This window comes from Shewanella sp. BF02_Schw, from assembly GCF_014596695.2.
Lineage (GTDB): Bacteria > Pseudomonadota > Gammaproteobacteria > Enterobacterales > Shewanellaceae > Shewanella.
The window spans coordinates 391,418-408,702 of sequence record NZ_JABKAW020000003.1; the positions used below are offsets into that span (position 1 = coordinate 391,418).

Annotated in this window: 16 protein-coding genes and 6 tRNA genes; 7 read left to right on the forward strand and 15 right to left on the reverse strand. The window is 41.8% G+C overall.

Annotated elements, in window-relative coordinates:
- The first annotated feature begins 42 nt into the window (after positions 1 to 42).
- A complete protein-coding gene (gene fabA / locus HNW13_RS14270) occupies positions 43 to 558 on the forward strand; it encodes a bifunctional 3-hydroxydecanoyl-ACP dehydratase/trans-2-decenoyl-ACP isomerase (protein WP_011638105.1) in 516 nt (171 codons plus the stop codon).
- Positions 559 to 585: 27 nt separating this feature from the next.
- On the opposite strand, the gene HNW13_RS14275 is transcribed toward fabA, so the two are convergent.
- The 8 genes from HNW13_RS14275 to rlmKL all read right to left on the reverse strand — a co-directional run bounded on the left by HNW13_RS14275 (position 586) and on the right by rlmKL (position 9,711).
- A complete protein-coding gene (locus tag HNW13_RS14275; RefSeq protein WP_208062892.1) occupies positions 586 to 2,160 on the reverse strand; it encodes an IS66 family transposase in 1,575 nt (524 codons plus the stop codon).
- An 83-nt stretch (positions 2,161 to 2,243) separates the two neighbouring features.
- On the reverse strand, positions 2,244 to 2,591 hold the full coding sequence (gene tnpB / locus HNW13_RS14280) for an IS66 family insertion sequence element accessory protein TnpB (protein ID WP_208062894.1): 348 nt from the start codon (positions 2,589 to 2,591) through the stop codon (positions 2,244 to 2,246).
- Positions 2,585 to 2,914, reverse strand: a complete 330-nt coding sequence (locus tag HNW13_RS14285; RefSeq protein WP_192116342.1) for an IS66 family insertion sequence element accessory protein TnpB — start codon at positions 2,912 to 2,914, stop codon at positions 2,585 to 2,587. The genes tnpB and HNW13_RS14285 overlap by 7 nt, the downstream gene beginning before the upstream one ends.
- Before the next feature lie 174 nt (positions 2,915 to 3,088).
- Positions 3,089 to 3,265: a ribosome modulation factor gene (gene rmf, locus HNW13_RS14290; RefSeq protein ID WP_011638106.1), complete on the reverse strand. Its 177-nt coding sequence runs from the start codon at positions 3,263 to 3,265 to the stop codon at positions 3,089 to 3,091.
- 251 nt (positions 3,266 to 3,516) lie between these two features.
- Positions 3,517 to 5,406, reverse strand: a complete 1,890-nt coding sequence (locus HNW13_RS14295; RefSeq protein ID WP_192116341.1) for a DUF3466 family protein — start codon at positions 5,404 to 5,406, stop codon at positions 3,517 to 3,519.
- A gap of 25 nt (positions 5,407 to 5,431) precedes the next feature.
- Positions 5,432 to 7,348, reverse strand: coding sequence for an ABC transporter ATP-binding protein (locus HNW13_RS14300; protein ID WP_192116340.1), 1,917 nt, complete (start codon positions 7,346 to 7,348; stop codon positions 5,432 to 5,434).
- Between the two features lies 1 nt (position 7,349).
- Positions 7,350 to 7,586 carry a glutaredoxin family protein gene (locus HNW13_RS14305; protein WP_192116339.1) on the reverse strand — a complete coding sequence of 79 codons (237 nt, stop codon included), beginning with the start codon at positions 7,584 to 7,586 and terminating at the stop codon, positions 7,350 to 7,352.
- Positions 7,573 to 9,711 carry a bifunctional 23S rRNA (guanine(2069)-N(7))-methyltransferase RlmK/23S rRNA (guanine(2445)-N(2))-methyltransferase RlmL gene (gene rlmKL, locus HNW13_RS14310; protein WP_011638110.1) on the reverse strand — a complete coding sequence of 713 codons (2,139 nt, stop codon included), beginning with the start codon at positions 9,709 to 9,711 and terminating at the stop codon, positions 7,573 to 7,575. Before rlmKL ends, HNW13_RS14305 begins: the two co-directional genes overlap by 14 nt.
- Before the next feature lie 295 nt (positions 9,712 to 10,006).
- On the opposite strand from rlmKL, the gene HNW13_RS14315 reads away from it, so the two are divergent.
- The 6 genes from HNW13_RS14315 (at position 10,007) to HNW13_RS14340 (ending at position 10,706) form a co-directional block, all read left to right on the forward strand.
- Positions 10,007 to 10,082 (forward strand) — tRNA-Met (locus HNW13_RS14315).
- Positions 10,083 to 10,127: 45 nt separating this feature from the next.
- A tRNA-OTHER gene (locus HNW13_RS14320) sits at positions 10,128 to 10,222 on the forward strand.
- Positions 10,223 to 10,267: 45 nt separating this feature from the next.
- Positions 10,268 to 10,343 (forward strand) — tRNA-Met (locus HNW13_RS14325).
- A gap of 45 nt (positions 10,344 to 10,388) precedes the next feature.
- A tRNA-Met gene (locus HNW13_RS14330) sits at positions 10,389 to 10,464 on the forward strand.
- Positions 10,465 to 10,509: 45 nt separating this feature from the next.
- Positions 10,510 to 10,585, forward strand: a tRNA-Met gene (locus tag HNW13_RS14335).
- Between the two features lie 45 nt (positions 10,586 to 10,630).
- Positions 10,631 to 10,706: transfer RNA gene (locus HNW13_RS14340), tRNA-Met, on the forward strand.
- 410 nt (positions 10,707 to 11,116) lie between these two features.
- Here the strand turns inward: HNW13_RS14340 and HNW13_RS14345 are convergent.
- The 7 genes from HNW13_RS14345 to prmB all read right to left on the reverse strand — a co-directional run bounded on the left by HNW13_RS14345 (position 11,117) and on the right by prmB (position 17,285).
- Entirely contained in the window at positions 11,117 to 11,479 is a 363-nt protein-coding gene (locus HNW13_RS14345; protein WP_192116338.1) for a rhodanese-like domain-containing protein, read from the reverse strand.
- 458 nt (positions 11,480 to 11,937) lie between these two features.
- Positions 11,938 to 12,486, reverse strand: coding sequence for an RNA methyltransferase (locus HNW13_RS14350; RefSeq protein WP_192116337.1), 549 nt, complete (start codon positions 12,484 to 12,486; stop codon positions 11,938 to 11,940).
- Positions 12,487 to 12,509: 23 nt separating this feature from the next.
- Entirely contained in the window at positions 12,510 to 12,788 is a 279-nt protein-coding gene (locus HNW13_RS14355; RefSeq protein WP_101086601.1) for a YfcL family protein, read from the reverse strand.
- A gap of 3 nt (positions 12,789 to 12,791) precedes the next feature.
- A complete protein-coding gene (locus HNW13_RS14360) occupies positions 12,792 to 13,946 on the reverse strand; it encodes an ATP-NAD kinase family protein (RefSeq protein WP_182744544.1) in 1,155 nt (384 codons plus the stop codon).
- Positions 13,947 to 14,017: 71 nt separating this feature from the next.
- On the reverse strand, positions 14,018 to 15,190 hold the full coding sequence (locus HNW13_RS14365) for an MFS transporter (RefSeq protein WP_192116336.1): 1,173 nt from the start codon (positions 15,188 to 15,190) through the stop codon (positions 14,018 to 14,020).
- Positions 15,190 to 16,284, reverse strand: coding sequence for a chorismate synthase (gene aroC / locus HNW13_RS14370; protein ID WP_059744462.1), 1,095 nt, complete (start codon positions 16,282 to 16,284; stop codon positions 15,190 to 15,192). The genes HNW13_RS14365 and aroC overlap by 1 nt, the downstream gene beginning before the upstream one ends.
- A gap of 56 nt (positions 16,285 to 16,340) precedes the next feature.
- On the reverse strand, positions 16,341 to 17,285 hold the full coding sequence (gene prmB, locus HNW13_RS14375; RefSeq protein ID WP_101086598.1) for a 50S ribosomal protein L3 N(5)-glutamine methyltransferase: 945 nt from the start codon (positions 17,283 to 17,285) through the stop codon (positions 16,341 to 16,343).

Consider the following 17,285-nt stretch of genomic DNA (forward strand, 5'->3'; position numbering starts at 1 on the left):
ATCTTGTTAGTATTATCAGTCAATTAAGTGGTATCGATTTAAATGGAAAAAGCTAATAGTTTCACTAAAGAGCAACTTGTCGCATGTGGTCATGGCAATCTTTTAGGCCCAAATAGACCGCGCTTACCTGTCGACAATATGTTGATGATTGACCGTATCATTACCATAAATGAGGATGGTGGTGCATTTGGTAAAGGTGAAATAATTGCCGAACTCGATATCACACCCGATCTATGGTTTTTTGATTGCCACTTTATCAGTGACCCAGTAATGCCTGGTTGTTTAGGTTTGGATGCTATGTGGCAACTTGTTGGTTTCTTCCTAGGCTGGGAAGGCGCTGAAGGTAAAGGTCGAGCATTAGGCGTGGGTGAAGTGAAATTTACCGGCCAAGTATTACCTGATGCAAAGAAAGTGACTTACAAGCTTAATATTAAACGCAAAATTCACCGAAAATTGGTTATGGGTATAGCTGATGCCACGATGGAAGTTGATGGTCGTCAAATCTACTCAGCAACTGATTTAAAAGTAGGTATTTTCAGCGATACATCGACGTTCTAATTAACTCTACTGTAAGCGTCCGGCGAACTACGCCTTGTCTAGCTTAACCTGCCAGGGTAAGAGACTGTTGAGGTCACAATCAGGGTAGGATAATTGTTCTAAGCAGTGTTCGATGTAATCAAACGGGATAAGTCCATTCGCTTTAGCCGTTTCTATGATGCTGTACAAAATTGCACTCGCCTCAGCGCCGCGATGGTTGTGATTGAATAGCCAGTTTTTACGCCCTATCACAAACGGTTTTACTGCCCGCTCTGCGCGGTTGTTGTCGATATTGAGGCGACTGTCTTGCGTGTAACAACTCAGCTTTGACCATTGATTGAGGCTGTAATGGATGGCTTTGCCTAGCGGACTTTCCTTTGATACTTGCAGCACTGATTTATCCAACCATTGCTTAAATAACCCCAGCTGAGGACGTGAGTGGGTGCGCCTAAAATACAATCGCTCTTCCAGGCTCAGTGCTTGTATTTGGGTTTCAATACGGTACAGCTTGGCTATCATGCTCAATGCCATATCCGCTTTACTGATTTTGCCTACTTTGGGCTTGCCTTGTGCTATTAGCGCTTCTTTGAATTTACGCCGCGCATGAGCCCAACAACCGACCAGTTTATTGTTTGCTTGCTGATAAGCCGCGTAGCCATCGACTTGTAAATAACCATTAAATACCGTTTGCTCGGTGGCCAGAAAACGGCTCACGCAGGTGCCCGCGCGGCTACCGTCTTGATAGTCGTACAGTACTATATTGCGCAAACCTTGATATCGAGGCTCAGTGCTTGGTTTATCCGCGCCAGCGCAATACACCCACATGTAGGATTTCACCCGCTCATCGTTAATCACTTTGAGCGTGGTCTCATCGGCGTGGATGACATCTTGTGTTAATAAATGGTGGTGGAGTAAATCATATAAGGGCTTGAACAGCGCTGCAGATTTCATTATCCAATCCGCCATGGTTTGCCTGCTTAAGGCGATACCGTGTTGCTTGAATAAGGTTTCTTGCCGGTAAAGGGGTAATGCGTACTGATATTTACTGGTAATGAGCTGGCTTAACAAGCTTGACGTCGCCACGCTTTTAGGGATAGGACTGACTGGCACGGGCGCTTGTTTGATATTGGCCTGGGTTCCTTTGGTTTCACAATGCTTGCAGCTGTATTTTAATCTAACGTGCTCAATCACACTGATTTTCGCCGGAATAAACTTCAGCTTCTCACTACTGTCCTGGCCCATTAACGCCAGCTCATGACCACAGCACTCACACTGCTTATCTTCATCACTGATATCATGGATAATCACTTCACGTGGCAGGTCTTTAGGCAGTAATTTACGCTTGGCGCGCTGTTTAGGTGACACAGGCGCGTCAGCATCTGCTGTTAATTCAACAGGCTCATCAACCGTCACTTCTGCTTCGTTAAACAACTCACCTTGATAGTCATGGCTTTCACTGCTGGCGCCGAAACGTTGTTGCTGGGCTAAGCGAAATTGTTCAAGCAAACGCTGCACAGAGTGTTTAAGTTCGGCGATTTCAGCGTCTTTAGCCGCCAACGTCTCAAGCAATAATTGCTTAAGTAAATCAACGTCATTGGGTAAGTTATCAGGGTTTAGTTTCATGGCATTATTATACCAAACATACCCTTAGATAAGGCTAAAGCAGTGATCTAATTATCGAAAACAGCCTTCGCAATGGCGATCAATTAACTGTAATTCAAGCCGTTCACATGCTGATGACCCAGCACATCAAAGCCAGATAACAGCCAATGAAACTGTTGCTCAGATAAACTCAGGCACTCATCCATACTTTTCGTCGGCCACTTAAACTTATCCTGCTCGAGGCGTTTGTACCACAGTGCAAAGCCGGTGTTATCCCAGTAGAGGATTTTTAATTTATCACGGCCTTTATTACAAAAGACAAACACACTGCCGTCAGTGGCCAGTAAGGATAATTGCTGCTCAACGATGAGGGCTAAACCATTTATCGATTTACGAAAATCCACCGGTGCACGGTGCAGATAAACACACGGAAGCTCACGAAACATCAACATGCTTGTAGGCCTTTTATAATCTCCAGCAGGTATCGTGCAGGCAAGGTGCTGGGGAAAGTCCATAGCCCTGTATGATGCTGAAAATGGATAGTCTGGGCTGAAGCGGTAGGTTGAGTTTGGGTTGTTATAGCCGTCGACGAGGTCACGGTGGCCTTAACAAACGGCGCTATCGGTTGACTGCTTGTTTTAGCCATATCCGCTTTGCGGGCGTAAAACCCGCTAAGACTAAGCTTATGCACACGACAAAAATTTGAAATCGTTAAGCCGCTAGCGGATTGCTGTTGTATCAAAACAGCCCAATCTTGATGTGAACGTGTAGCCATGTTAACTCCTGATGTCATTATCAGTCGTTAAGATAAAGGCTCGATGAGCGCAGTTGAAGACGTACTTGCCCGGACGCATACACTCTACTTTACCTCGAAATACGTTGAACATATTGCTTAGTGCCCTCCGATATACATCGCGAGGGCATTTTATTAACTGTTACTTATTAAGTACTACTTGTTAAATAGGCCATTAAGACGACCGTCAATACCTTCACGCCATCCGCCTAACCATTGAGACCGTGAATCCAGATTCGAATGGGGACAAACCTCCTTAGAACGCCCTCCTACTCCGGCTTGAAATCCTTTTGAAAATGCTCTGTCTAAACGATCTCTTTTCTGTCTTTTCATGCATGAGTCCTCTTCAGTAACAGGCTTCTGTTTGACATGATAAAGCTGAAGCCTTGCATATAGAGATAGATCGTTTTTTAACCAAAATCAACCAAAAAAACCATCATTTTAATGATCTTTTATTAAGGTATTGAGAATTAGGTTAAAAAAAATCGAGGAATATTTCCTCGATTTTTTTATGGTTCTAGACTACCCCCTGTTTGAGGTGCTAGATGACGGTGACTACACTGAGTCTATGATGACAGTTAAGCCTATTTTTTTACTCTGCGACGCAACCATAATAATGGCAGAGTGAATAACCAAGCAAAACTGGCTGCACCTTGACGCACATAAGCCACTTCTTCAACTGTGTCTGAAGTCGTACATGCTTCACCAGAGGTTGGTTTCAAAATAACCATTCGCGGTAAATATGCTGTTACTGGAGCACCGTTCCCATCTAATTCAAATAGCGGTAGGTTATTTTCACCGACAAGCACATTACCAGTAGTTGCATCGGTTTGATATTGTGGTTTACGAATAAACGCAGTCCCTACAATAGTGCCGTCTTCATTGATGCTATTGGCTTCTACAACTTGAATATCGGTGTTATAAGTTAATATTTCACCAGTACCATCTTGAATACTCACTTGATGACGAGCCCACTCTCCATCAGTATTCTGTACATAGCCTTTAGAACCACAGGTAAGGAGATCGTTTAAATTAGAAAATTCGCTAGTACTATTTTCAAATAAGAAACCCACTTTTGGACGAGGCTTTTCTTTGTCGTAAGTTGATTCAACATAACCGACAACTTGTCCTTTATTGTTGATATCTTTAGGTTTGCTACTTAAATCTGACAATGTGGTTTGGAAGTCATTCGGCGTAACAATCCCTTGTTCTGGATTGTTAGTGTCTAATGTGAAGAATTTATCACGTAAATAACCACCAATATATTTACGATAACTGCCGACTAAAATACCATTATCATTAATATCATATGCGATAGAGCTTGTGACTTCATTCTCCATATCTACCCAATTATATTGATATTCACCATTGGCATTCTTTTTCCAGTAAGCAGCATCAAAATATAATTTATCGGTGTCGCCATTACGATAAACATGTGAGCGGCCAGCAACATCATCATCGCTGTTAACACCTAATGCTTGGGCGGTGTAAATTAGCGTTGAGTCCGTTGCAGGGGTTAAGCCTAACGGTAATTCAGTACGCTCAGGTACACCGGCATCGTCTATGTTATTTAAATCCCATACTAAAGCGCGTGTTTGATAAATAATATAACGACGGCTGTTAGTGTCTGGATACTGAGAATCTTGAACACAAATAGCGAGCGGCGTAGGATTATCTGCATCGGTGTCTTCTGCACTTGTAATACAGCTATCTACACGGTCAACACTTGATGAAGCCAATGCGGTACTACCATAACCAACAACAAGATTATTTTCATTTACATCGGCTGCAACAGACGAACCACCTAACTCAACGGTAGCTGCACTAGTGTCAGCATCTTGTTCACGAACATAGGTTGTGTAAGGAGGTAGTAATGAAAATTCAACATCATCTTTTACTGCAATGGCACGAAGTTCAAAGTCACGATAATACCAAAGCTCTTGTGTTGTGCTTGTACCTTCATAAGCCAAGGTCTTTTGCTCACCAGTATAAGCACCCACTTTGGTGCCATTACTGTTAAGACCATAGAAGAAGGTATCAATTGAATTAACAACGAGTTCACCATCACTGTCTACGTCAGTAGGATTAGTCGTACCAGCTAGGCTATAAAATGAAGGCTTCCAAGCGCCTTCAGCGGCATTTGCACTGGTAGTGACGGTGAAGTTATTTGCCTCTATTGGTGTTAATACTGAATAGGTAATCTCTTCTGCATCAGAAATACCATCTTCAACATCAATGATGCCGCCTTCAATGTCTTCGGTACTAAGTTTCTTTTTACCTTTTGAAATACCGACAACTTCATCTTGACTGTTCACCGCCATGGCATAGCCATTACGTGTACCGTCAATAGTGCCATTTAGGTCGAAATCTTCAATATTAACAATTTCATATACTGGCGCAGCTTGAACTGTTCCAATCACACTTAATACACCTATCGCAACAAGGGATAAGGCTTTATCAAACTTTAACTTCATGTAACTATTCCTGTTTTATTATGCTTTACTTCAGTGACTCAAGCTCTTCCCATCGCTCGAAGCAAACTTCTAAATTCTGTTCTTTTTCTGCCAACAATTGCAATGCTTTATTGACTAAATCCTGCGGTTGATTATAAAAATCAGCACCCGCTATGGTTTGCTGCAATTGGGCAATATCTTGCTCGAGCTGTTCCATTTGGCTCGGAAGCGTATCTAATTCTTTTTGCAATTTGTAAGACAGTTTTTTGACTGCTTTCTCAGGGATACTGACAGGCTTTGTTTCAACCACTGCGGTAGGTTGGACAACATTAGTTGCAACAGGTTCCTCAGAATAAAACTTTGCACCTTGAGCAACAGCATCTTGGTAACCACCAACATACTCAGCCCATTGTCCATTGCCCGCAAACCACCAACTGCTGGTAACGGTATTGTCGATAAATGCTCTATCGTGGCTCACGATAAGTAATGTACCAGCAAAATCAGCAAGCAGTGACTCTAACAATTCTAACGTCTCAATATCAAGATCGTTTGTTGGTTCATCGAGAATAATTAAATTGGCAGGGCGTAATAATAATCTCGCCAATAACAAACGGTTCTTCTCGCCACCAGAAAGTGCTTTTACCGGAGTACGAGCACGCATTGGCGAGAATAAGAAATCTTGTAGATAACTAAGAATATGGCGATCTTGGCCATTAATTGTGACGGTACTTTTACCCTCACCAACGTTTTCTTCTACTGTTTTTTCTGGATCAAGCGCTTCACGATACTGGTCAAAATAGGCAACGTCTAGCTTAGTACCGACTTTAATTTCGCCAGATTGAGGCTGCAGCTTTTCAATTAACAGTTTGATTAGCGTTGATTTACCGCAACCATTTGGGCCAATTAACGCGATACGGTCACCACGTATGACAGTAGTACTGAAATCTTTAACTAAATTTTTATCAGGCAAATTATAGTTAACATTTTTAATATCAAATACTAACTTACCAGAGCGTTCGTTATCAGATACCGACATTTTGGCGTTACCTTGACGGTTTAAGCGTTCACTACGTTCGGTACGTAGTGCTTTTAACGCTCGAACACGACCTTCATTTCGAGTACGTCGCGCTTTAACACCTTGGCGGATCCAGGTTTCTTCGTCGGCAAGTTTTTTATCAAAATGAGCGTTTTTCTCAGCTTCAACTCGTAACCATTCTTGCTTACCATCTAAATAAACTTGATAGTTACCTGGAAATGAGACCACTACACCACGATCTAAATCGACGATACGCGTTGCCATTCTTTGAATAAAACCACGGTCATGGCTTACAAATACGATAGCGCCTTTAAAGCTTAATAAAAATTGCTCTAACCATTCAATGGTATCGATATCTAAATGGTTGGTAGGTTCGTCAAGCAGTAATAAATCAGGATTAACAACAAGGGCACGAGCTAACGCCACTTTACGCTGCCAACCACCAGACAATTCATTTAATGGCTTATCCGGATCTAGACCTAACAACTGACAGTTTTGGATAATGCGTGAATCTAATTGCCAGCCGTCATTGTGATCTAACACTTCCTGAAGACGTTGCATTTGATTCAGCATACGGTCCATCTGCTCAGGATTAGCATCTGCAACATCGTGTGATAATTGATGATACTGTTCTAACGCTTCACCAATTTCTTTCAAACCCGCTGCTATATAAGAGTAAACCGATCCGGTTTCTGCTTTAGGAGGGTCTTGCTGTAAACGACTAACGTTAACGTCATTTGCAATATTAAACTCACCATCATCAAGTAATACATCACCTGATAATACTTTCATTAAACTTGATTTACCGGCGCCATTACGCCCAACAATACACACGCGCTCACCAGGTTCAATGGTAAAATCTGCATTTAGCAGCAAAGGAATGTAACCGTAGGCTAACGAGCCATTATTAATGCGTACCAGACTCAATCTAAACTCCTAAAAATTCTTGTAATTGTGCGGCATCGAAAGGCCAGAATAAATCACGTTCGCCCTGTACAAATACAGGAATGCTCATGCCATAACGCTCTGCAAGTGATGCGTTATCACAAATATCGATGTGCTGATAATGTATTGCGGTTTGATCAACCAATTTTTGAGCTATTTCACACAGATGACAACCCTCGGTGTGAAATAGCACATAAGCGACTGAACTATTTTTTAGCATGAGTCAGTAGCCAAACATTATGGATATGTGGATTACGTTTATAATCCAGCGGTAAACATAAATGGTCGATATTAGTCACGTCGATACCTGCTTGGTTCAACGCCTCGATATCCATCTTAAATTTACGTTTGTTGTTTGAGAAAATAAGCTCGCCATTTGGAGAAAGCAGCTTAATCAAGCCACCTAACATCTCTGCATGATCGCGTTGCACATCCCAACTGTCTTCCATACGTTTTGAATTTGAAAACGTCGGTGGGTCGATAAAAATGAGTTCATATTTCTGATGGCTATTATCTTTTATCCACTGCAAACAGTCTGCTTGAATAAAGTCGTATTTAGCGCCAGACAAACCATTTAAGGCAAAGTTTTCTTTGGCCCAATTGATGTAGGTATTAGACATGTCGATGGTGGTAACTGATTTAGCTCCGCCGATCGCAGCATGTACTGATGCAGAGCCTGTGTAAGCGAATAAATTAAGGACATTTTTGCCTTTTGCTTTATCACCAACCAGTTTACGTGTAACTCGGTGATCAAGGAACAAACCCGTATCGAGATAACCGGTTAAGTTAAGTTTAAATTTAGCACCATATTCTTCAGTGATAACTTCAACTTTACGTTCGTCAATTTTTTGATATTGGTTAGCACCCTTCTGACGTTCACGAGTTTTCAAGGTGATACGATCAGGATGAATCCCTAACGCCCCAGGCAAGGCTAATAGCACATCACTAATACGGCGTTTAGTCACCGCTTCAGGAATAGTTGCTGGAGCTGAATATTCTTGAATAACAACATAATCCACGTATCTATCAATGGCGACGTTGTATTCAGGTAAATCAGCATCATATAAACGATAACTGTCTATGCGCTCTTTTTTAGCCCATTTTTCAAACTGTTTAACATTCTTTTTAATACGATTCGCAAATGCTGGCGCAATGTCGATAATATCAACACCTTCAGGCAATTCAGGCACGTCGCGGCGGGTACTGTTGGCGTGTAAGGTATAAATGTTAAAAGCACATTCTAATGCGCCGTTGAACATTTTCATCTGCTTGTCAGCTTTTAGTTTAAGCGATGATATAAGTTCAACATCACTGCACAACATAGCAATTTTCCAGCCACCGAACTCTTTTTTAAACTTATCACCGAGTTGGTAATAAAGTTGTAAAAGCTCAGTAACATTACCCAAACGCTCACCGTAAGGCGGGTTAGAAATCAAAAAGCCTTCACTTACAGGAGGTGTTACATCGAGCGCATCTGACACGCTAAATTCAATTAATTCAGCTACACCAGCATTCTCAGCATTGCGCTTAGCGATAGAAATCAGGTGAGGTTCTATGTCTGAACCGTAAAATTTAAGCTTACAACGAGTTTTGCCCAAGGTTGCACGCGCTTGAGCTTCGTCAAAAATAACCTGCCACATTGCTTTATTGTGACTTTGCCAATTTTCGAAACCAAATTTCTCACGTTTTAGTCCAGGCGCAATATCAGCAGCCATTAATGCCGCTTCTATTAATACCGTGCCACTGCCACAAAATGGGTCAAGCACAGTAATAGGATTAGCTTGCCAACCACTGCGTACCAACATATTGGCAGCGAGGTTTTCTTTTAATGGTGCTTCACCCGTAGTTGAACGGTATCCGCGTTGGTGTAAAGAAGCGCCTGAGAAATTCATTGAAATAGTCAGTTGACCATTACGATAATGGGCATCAATTTTAAAATCTGGATTGACACGTTCTACATCGGGACGAGGAGTACCATCATCACGAAAACGGTCAACTACAGCATCTTTAATTTTCAGCGCACCAAATTGAGTGTTATTAATGAAACCACCCGTGCCGTGAAAATCAATACTGAAGGTTTTTTTATGGGAAAAATGCGATGGCCAATCAATGCAGTATGCTGCGTTATAAAGTTGCTCTGCAGAATCACAAGCTCCTTTATAGATGACTAATACGATACGGCTCGCTAAACGAGTCCATAATGTAATGCGATAAGCCAGCTCTAATGAAGCAGAAAAATATACTCCAGCAACACTTTCTTTAACGTCGGTTGCTCCGAACTCTTTAAGTTCAGAAGCAAGGCTATATTCGAAACCCTTTGGGGCTGCAGCAAAAAAATTAAACATGTATTAGTCAGTCATCGGTTACGCAAAATTCAGTGCAGCATTATACCTGCTCAAACACATAACCCCAACGACTTATCGAAATGGACGGTTAAAATCCCTTATTTTTGGGTTAATTTGGCAATATCGTACGATAAAGCAGTGACTCGCTTATTTTACCAGCAAACAAATAGCTATCGCCTAGATTTTACTTGCAAATATAAACGGGGATCGCTATAGTTCGCCCCGCTTTGAAGCAGACCGTTAAACACGCTAACTAGCCAGTTTAATAAGATGAATTAAAGCAGCGTCAATCGGACGCGGGATGGAGCAGTTGGTAGCTCGTCGGGCTCATAACCCGAAGGTCGTAGGTTCAAGTCCTACTCCCGCAACCATTTCTTTAGTCAATAGAATTAAAATAATTGATAGCGTTTATCGGACGCGGGATGGAGCAGTTGGTAGCTCGTCGGGCTCAGCTTTTTATTAATAAAGAGTCGAAGGTCGTAGTTTTTATCAAGTCCTACTCCCACAACCATTTCTTTAGTCAATAGAATTAAAATAATTGATAGCGTTTATCGGACGCGGGATGGAGCAGTTGGTAGCTCGTCGGGCTCATAACCCGAAGGTCGTAGGTTCAAGTCCTACTCCCGCAACCATTTCTTTAGTCAATAGAATTAAAATAATTGATAGCGTTTATCGGACGCGGGATGGAGCAGTTGGTAGCTCGTCGGGCTCATAACCCGAAGGTCGTAGGTTCAAGTCCTACTCCCGCAACCATTTCTTTAGTCAATAGAATTAAAATAATTGATAGCGTTTATCGGACGCGGGATGGAGCAGTTGGTAGCTCGTCGGGCTCATAACCCGAAGGTCGTAGGTTCAAGTCCTACTCCCGCAACCATTTCTTTAGTCAATAGAATTAAAATAATTGATAGCGTTTATCGGACGCGGGATGGAGCAGTTGGTAGCTCGTCGGGCTCATAACCCGAAGGTCGTAGGTTCAAGTCCTACTCCCGCAACCATTTTCTATTAGTAATTTTCTCATTTCAATTAATTCCTTTTTAAACCCTTAAAATCCCATTGTGCAATTAGTTCCTGTCGTCATGCTCAGCTTTTTATAAACAAAGAGTCGAAGGTCTTAGATTTTTATCAAGTCCTACTCCCGCAACCATTTTCTATTGTTATACCTTTCCTTATAATTTCCCTGCTTTAATTATCTGCAATCAGAGCTATATCTTTATCGTGCCCCTATTTTTATATTTTAATCTCAATCTCACATGTTAATTAATCTGTATAGCTCGTCCAGAGAGTATGAAATGATTAGTGTCACTCGCCGGACTCAAAAAATAAAAACTGTTATGAGCCCAGACGACATTTATACCCCCTGAACCAAAAATATTAACTTCATCAGTTGAGTATCTTTTCTAGTGTGTTATTTCGATGTTGGTAGCGATAATTTCCACCAGCTCAACATCCCACCTTTAAGTTGATATACATCAGTAAATCCAAACTGTTTAAGTTTTCTAACCCCAGGGATACTGCGATGGGCAGAGAGACATATCACGACAGTTGTTACCTCTGGTGATAATTCAAGCTGTTTTATCGAATCAATAGAAAGCGACGTGATAGGCAGGTTTTTAGAGCCTTCAATATGCGACTTGTGCCATTCCATTTTTGAGCGAACATCTACAATCTGAAAATCATTCTTCTGAAGTCGTTTATGTACTTCTTGGGCGCTCATTTCGGGTACTTTTCCAAACGGTAGCCACTGACACAGTTTCTTTAATATCGACATCTATGCATTCCTAATATTGATTTCTAATATTGATTTCTAATGTGTATGCTTAACTAAAGCCGAATTCAGAGGCATTCATTACCAAGCCATCAAGCTAAATAGTGACAAGTTAACTTTATGGAAAACATCTTCATGAATGGCGATTGCCTTTCCTATGTCTAATCTCTAATCTCTACCACATAAGTCGCTTCATCAAGCTTTGAACCACTGATGTTTAATATTTATATCACTGATTTGATATCTAACATTAAACAACAACCATGATATCGAGCTTCTATTTGAAATGTTTATGCTCTGGGTTAGATGATACAACAGTAATATATTGACCATTCAATCATACAACACTGGTTTTTCTATTGACGAGTATTACTGTCGGCGATTGTGCGCAACAACGCGTAAACAAAAATGCCGAATGATTTCTCATTCGGCATTATCTAAAGTGCAATACGGTTATTTCATCAAAGTGACTTCAACCAGTGTTTCACTTTGGTGCGATTATTATTGTCACGACTTTGCTTAATTAATTCATCATCAGCTTTAATTTGACTCATTTTAGCCAAACGGTCATAGAGCAAAACATTCACAGATGCAGCTAAATTCATACACCCTACAGTCGGTACATACACAACATCATCAGCAGCATCAATTAATTGCTGTGGAATAGTGCCGTCTTCCGGACCGAATATATAAAAGGCATTATCTGGATGAGAGAATAAAGGCAACGGAGTCGCCCCAACGACAAGATCGACACAGACTATGGTTGCGCCATCAGGCACACTATCAAGTAATGACTCGACACCAGTTAAAGGAATACGCTTGGCAGCATCTTTAGTGTCAACATCGTATTGAGCATCACCCGACTTAGCCGCCAATTCATAACGTTTTCCGGTATAGCAAACGTTATCAACACCGTAGCAACCAGCTGCTCGCATAATGCCGCCAACATTGACCGGCGTTTTGGGATTAACTAAACCTATAGTGACTTGTTGCAATGAGGAATTTACCATAAAAGCTGTTTATCTATTCCGGGTTATGCCGCTTGAGCGACAATACGTTGACGTAACTGCTGCCATGCAGCTTCCACTAATGAAAAATCATGTTCATCTAATTCTTCATTTGCCAACGCAAGACATTTAACCAACTTTTGATCAAGCGCAGGTAAATCTTGTTCAGGTTCGACTTCTAATTCAGCTAATACAACGGCGACGTGGCCTTGTAAATAACCACAAGCAAATAACGCATCGTCATCGCTGTGGCTAACACTGTCTTCAATCCAAGACTCTAATGCTGCATCGTACTGTTCTAACATGTTCTAGTTCTCCACTAAATCTGGGTTGGCTACTTGATACATTACGTAATCATGGTAACCCGTGACTATTTTGTAATAGCCAGTGAGTGCTTTATCTAATTCAGGGTCGCCACTATCCACAATTAATGGCCTACCTTCAAGTGCTTTTAGCTTAGTTTTTGTGGCCAGGATTAAAATATTGTCTTTTTCTAGTTGCCGGATCAGTTCCGGTGACAACTGCTGATTGCCACGACCCAATATATGCCCTTGCCCACCGATTAATGTAATCACTAGCTTGACGCTAGAATACCTTTTTTTATCGGCAATCAACGCGAGTAATTGTTGCGCGGTAACATCCTTAGCAATCACGCTTTTATGCTGAATAACATCAACACCAAGCAAAGTATTTTCTAAACCAAGGTCTTCCATGACTGCCGCTACGGTGCTGCCTGAACCCATGATATAAAGCTCATCGTCCATTGATTCAATCACATCGGCGGCAATATCGGCCAACACTAATTCATCAACTTCTTTACCGCCCATTTTCACGGCTTGTATATATCGTGGCGCAGCAGGAACCGTCATTTCACCAAATCGTTTCGCTTTTACAATCCCCTGCCTAAACGCAGTCTCATCAATATCCATGACATCAGCAGACATTAAGCTCACTAGCTCACCTTTAAATAACATGCTGACAACAAGCCCAGAAGCATGCGGGGTAATACCGTATACACCGGAGTGAATTTTAACACCCGCTGGTACACCTAACACCGGAAATGCGTCATCAACTACAGCATAAATATCACGGGCAGTACCGTCTCCGCCAGCAAATAGCAACAAATCTAATTGATGATCAAGTAAGCATTTAACCGCTTGTTGGGTATCTATTGCAGACGTTTTTTCAATTGAGGTTGTTTCTAACGCGGTATATACATCTTGAGTCGAAAAACCCATTTGACGACATAAGCTCCCGCCCATATCACCAGATGCAGTAATAATATCGATTTGTTTAACGAAAGGTAAAATGACATCCAGAGCTTGTTGCATGCGTTGTTGTGCTTTGGGAATAGCACCTTTGGCAATAGCTTCTACGGCAACGCCGTCAGAGCCTTTTAAACCGACACTGCCTCCAAGGCCAGCTAATGGATTAATGATTACCCCTAAGCGAAAACGTTTCACACTGACTCCTTGCTGATTACATAACTTCTGTGTCTAAAAATGAAGAGTAAATGAATGACCTAGTTAACCAATTATGTATTAGTCGCTGGTTGGCCATTAATATTGGGGATAAGCAATACCGCTATCATTGATAAAAATGCACAAGCTGCCGCAAATACCCAAACCCACATAGTGCTACTACCATCACCCCAAATCATGCCACTTATCCACGTGCCTAATGCGCCACCCACACCAAAACTGACACTGGCATATAACGCTTGGCCAGTACTTCGATGACTGATGGAAAAATGACGGTGAATGAAATGGATTGAAGCGGCATGGACTAAACCAAAAGTGAAAGCATGTAATAGTTGGCTGATGACCAATAATGAAACGTGTTCAACACCAAATGCCAACAATAACCAACGAATGGCAGTTAACAGAATGCTCACCACAAGCAATACTCGAATACCGTATTGGCGAATAAGACGGGATGAATAAAAGAAAATAACAATTTCAGCTAGCACGCCCAAGGCAACTAGCATTCCAGCGATGGTCTCAGAGTAGCCAACCTGCTTTAGATATAATACAAAAAAACCATAAAATGGTCCGACACTCATCTGCAATAACATTGCAGATAGCATAAACCACACTAATGATTTATCAAATGTAAGTTTAGGACGCTCAGATTTATTGACTACAACACTACGGTTAGCGGGTAAAGGCAATGAGCAAGCAAACAAACCTAAAAACAGTATCATCCCCATATAAGGCAACACTTCGGGGCCCCAGTGATCAATCGCTAATCCACCACTTATCACCAAAATAATATAACCAACACTGCCCCAACTTCGAATGGCACCATAACGTTCAGCTTTATCACCAAGCGTTTCTAACGTAATCACTTCTAACTGAGCAAGAATGGAATTCCAAAAGAAAGTGTATATGGCTAAACTAACCGCAAGATACATGAAGCTGCCGTCGAAGAAAAAACTGGTATAGGTAATCGCTGCAGCAAAGGAGCCAAGCTTTATCAATTCTGCTCGCATACCAGTGCGATCGGCTACAGCCGCCCATACGTTAGGCGCGACAATTCGAGTGGCCATTAAAATGGCCAACAAAAAACCTATCTCTTGGGCATTGAAACCTCGGCTATCAAAGAAAACCCCCAAATAGGGAACCATGATGCCAAGAATAGAAAAGAAAAAGAAATAACAAGCTCTGAGCCAGCGTAAATCTGGTTCAGCGGGTTTCAATGAGGACATTATCGCATTCCGATAACGGGTGTTTGACTAGTAACATCTTGGTTTTGCGCACGATGTCTTAACAAGTGATCCATCAATACAATCGCGAGCATCGCTTCAGCAATAGGCACGGCGCGAATACCCACACAAGGATCATGACGACCTTTGGTGATCATATCGATTGTTTCGCCCTGCACTGTCATGCTTTGACCTGGTACGCTAATGCTCGAGGTAGGTTTTAGCGCAATATGAGCCACAACAGGTTGGCCAGATGAAATGCCGCCCAATACGCCACCTGCATGGTTAGATGCAAAACCTTGTGGTGACATTAAATCACGACCTTCTGAACCTTTTTGAGTAACAACACCAAAGCCATCACCAATTTCAACACCTTTAACGGCATTAATGCCCATTAACGCATGCGCGATATCAGCATCAAGGCGATCAAATACGGGTTCGCCTAATCCCACAGGAACACCAGTGGCTGCAACAGTAATTTTGGCGCCTATTGAATCACCAGATTTACGTAAGCCACGCATGTACTCATCTAACGCTTCTAATTTACTGGCATCAGGGAAGAAAAATGCATTTTGCTCAATTTGAGTCAAATCAATAGTGTCAGCGCTAATAGGTCCTAGTTGAGCAAGATAGCCATGAATTTCAATGCCGTGCACTTGCTTGAGGTATTTTTTTGCTACCGCACCTGCGGCAACTCGCATTGCCGTTTCGCGTGCAGACGAGCGCCCGCCGCCACGGTAATCACGCATGCCATACTTTTGTTGGTAGGTATAATCTGCATGACCAGGACGAAACGTGTCTTTAATATCTGAATAGTCTTGGCTACGTTGATCGGTATTCTCAATCAACAAACCAATAGAGGTGCCAGTGGTTTTACCTTCAAACACTCCTGACAAAATTCTTACTTCATCAGCTTCACGGCGTGCCGTTGTATAACGTGACGTGCCAGGACGACGACGGTCTAAATCATGTTGCATATCTTCAACGGTTAACTCCAGTCCTGGAGGGCAGCCATCAATGATACAACCTAAAGCAACACCATGGCTTTCACCAAATGTTGTAACAACAAAGTTTTGACCAATACTATTTCCTGACATGCGCGTTAACTACCTCTATTAATTATTCACTTCATTGAGTGCGATTCTTGTCGCTATTATTCACTATCTTTATAGATGGCGAAAAGTGATTCATTTTCAACTAGCTGATCACGGGTTAATACAAACACGCCATCACCGCCAAATTCAAAATCAACCCAAGCAAATGGCATATCAGGATATTGCTCAATCAAATGCACCATTGAATTACCGACTTCAACGACTAGCAAACCCGTTTCTGTTAAATAATCTGCCGCATTAGCTAAGATACGCTTGGTTAAATCTAAGCCATCATTGCCAGACGCTAACCCAATAGCAGGTTCGTGATGATACTCTTCAGGCATATCACCAATATCTTGTGCATCTACATATGGAGGGTTAGACACAATTAAGTCGTAATGCTGGCCTTTTGGAATCGCTGAGAATAAATCGGATTGCATCGGGAAAACACGATCCAACACGCCCAAAGATTCAATATTAATTTGGGCAACTTCAAGTGCGTCTTCGCTAATATCTAATGCGTCAACTTCAGCATCTTCAAACGCATAGGCACAAGCAATGGCAATACAAGCACTGCCAGTACATAAATCCATAATGCGATTAACCGGTTTGTTATATAACCATGGGCTAAAATGATGATTGATCATTTCGGCAATCGGCGAACGCGGAACCAGTACGCGTTCATCAACATAAAATTCAAGACCCGCAAATTTGGCTTTATTGGTCAAATACGGTACCGGTAAACGTTCACGTACACGGCGAATAATTAATTCAACGATTTTGTGTTTTTCACTACTGGTCAGGTTACTTAAAATAACCTGCTGGCCGATATCTTCTGGTAAGTGTAGAGCATCAAAAACCAATGCAATGGCTTCGTCCCAAGCATTATCCGTTCCGTGACCATAATAAATATTGGCATCATTAAAACGGCTGACAGCCCAACGTAACATATCAGCGATAGTACGTAACTCAGTGACAGCTTCATCTACAAAGATCTTATCCAA

What these genes read in the sequence shown, in the direction of transcription:
- fabA (WP_011638105.1), top strand. Translation starts at nt 43, where the DNA reads ATGGAAAAAGCTAATAGTTTCACTAAAGAGCAACTTGTCGCATGTGGT.
- rmf (WP_011638106.1), bottom strand. Translation starts at nt 3,265, where the DNA reads ATGAAAAGACAGAAAAGAGATCGTTTAGACAGAGCATTTTCAAAAGGA.
- HNW13_RS14305 (WP_192116339.1), bottom strand. Translation starts at nt 7,586, where the DNA reads ATGCTAAAAAATAGTTCAGTCGCTTATGTGCTATTTCACACCGAGGGT.
- HNW13_RS14365 (WP_192116336.1), bottom strand. Translation starts at nt 15,190, where the DNA reads ATGTCCTCATTGAAACCCGCTGAACCAGATTTACGCTGGCTCAGAGCT.
- rlmKL (WP_011638110.1), bottom strand. Translation starts at nt 9,711, where the DNA reads ATGTTTAATTTTTTTGCTGCAGCCCCAAAGGGTTTCGAATATAGCCTT.
- HNW13_RS14275 (WP_208062892.1), bottom strand. Translation starts at nt 2,160, where the DNA reads ATGAAACTAAACCCTGATAACTTACCCAATGACGTTGATTTACTTAAG.
- HNW13_RS14345 (WP_192116338.1), bottom strand. Translation starts at nt 11,479, where the DNA reads ATGTCGATATTAAAGAAACTGTGTCAGTGGCTACCGTTTGGAAAAGTA.
- HNW13_RS14355 (WP_101086601.1), bottom strand. Translation starts at nt 12,788, where the DNA reads ATGTTAGAACAGTACGATGCAGCATTAGAGTCTTGGATTGAAGACAGT.
- HNW13_RS14285 (WP_192116342.1), bottom strand. Translation starts at nt 2,914, where the DNA reads ATGGCTACACGTTCACATCAAGATTGGGCTGTTTTGATACAACAGCAA.
- tnpB (WP_208062894.1), bottom strand. Translation starts at nt 2,591, where the DNA reads ATGTTGATGTTTCGTGAGCTTCCGTGTGTTTATCTGCACCGTGCACCG.
- HNW13_RS14350 (WP_192116337.1), bottom strand. Translation starts at nt 12,486, where the DNA reads ATGGTAAATTCCTCATTGCAACAAGTCACTATAGGTTTAGTTAATCCC.
- HNW13_RS14295 (WP_192116341.1), bottom strand. Translation starts at nt 5,406, where the DNA reads ATGAAGTTAAAGTTTGATAAAGCCTTATCCCTTGTTGCGATAGGTGTA.
- aroC (WP_059744462.1), bottom strand. Translation starts at nt 16,284, where the DNA reads ATGTCAGGAAATAGTATTGGTCAAAACTTTGTTGTTACAACATTTGGT.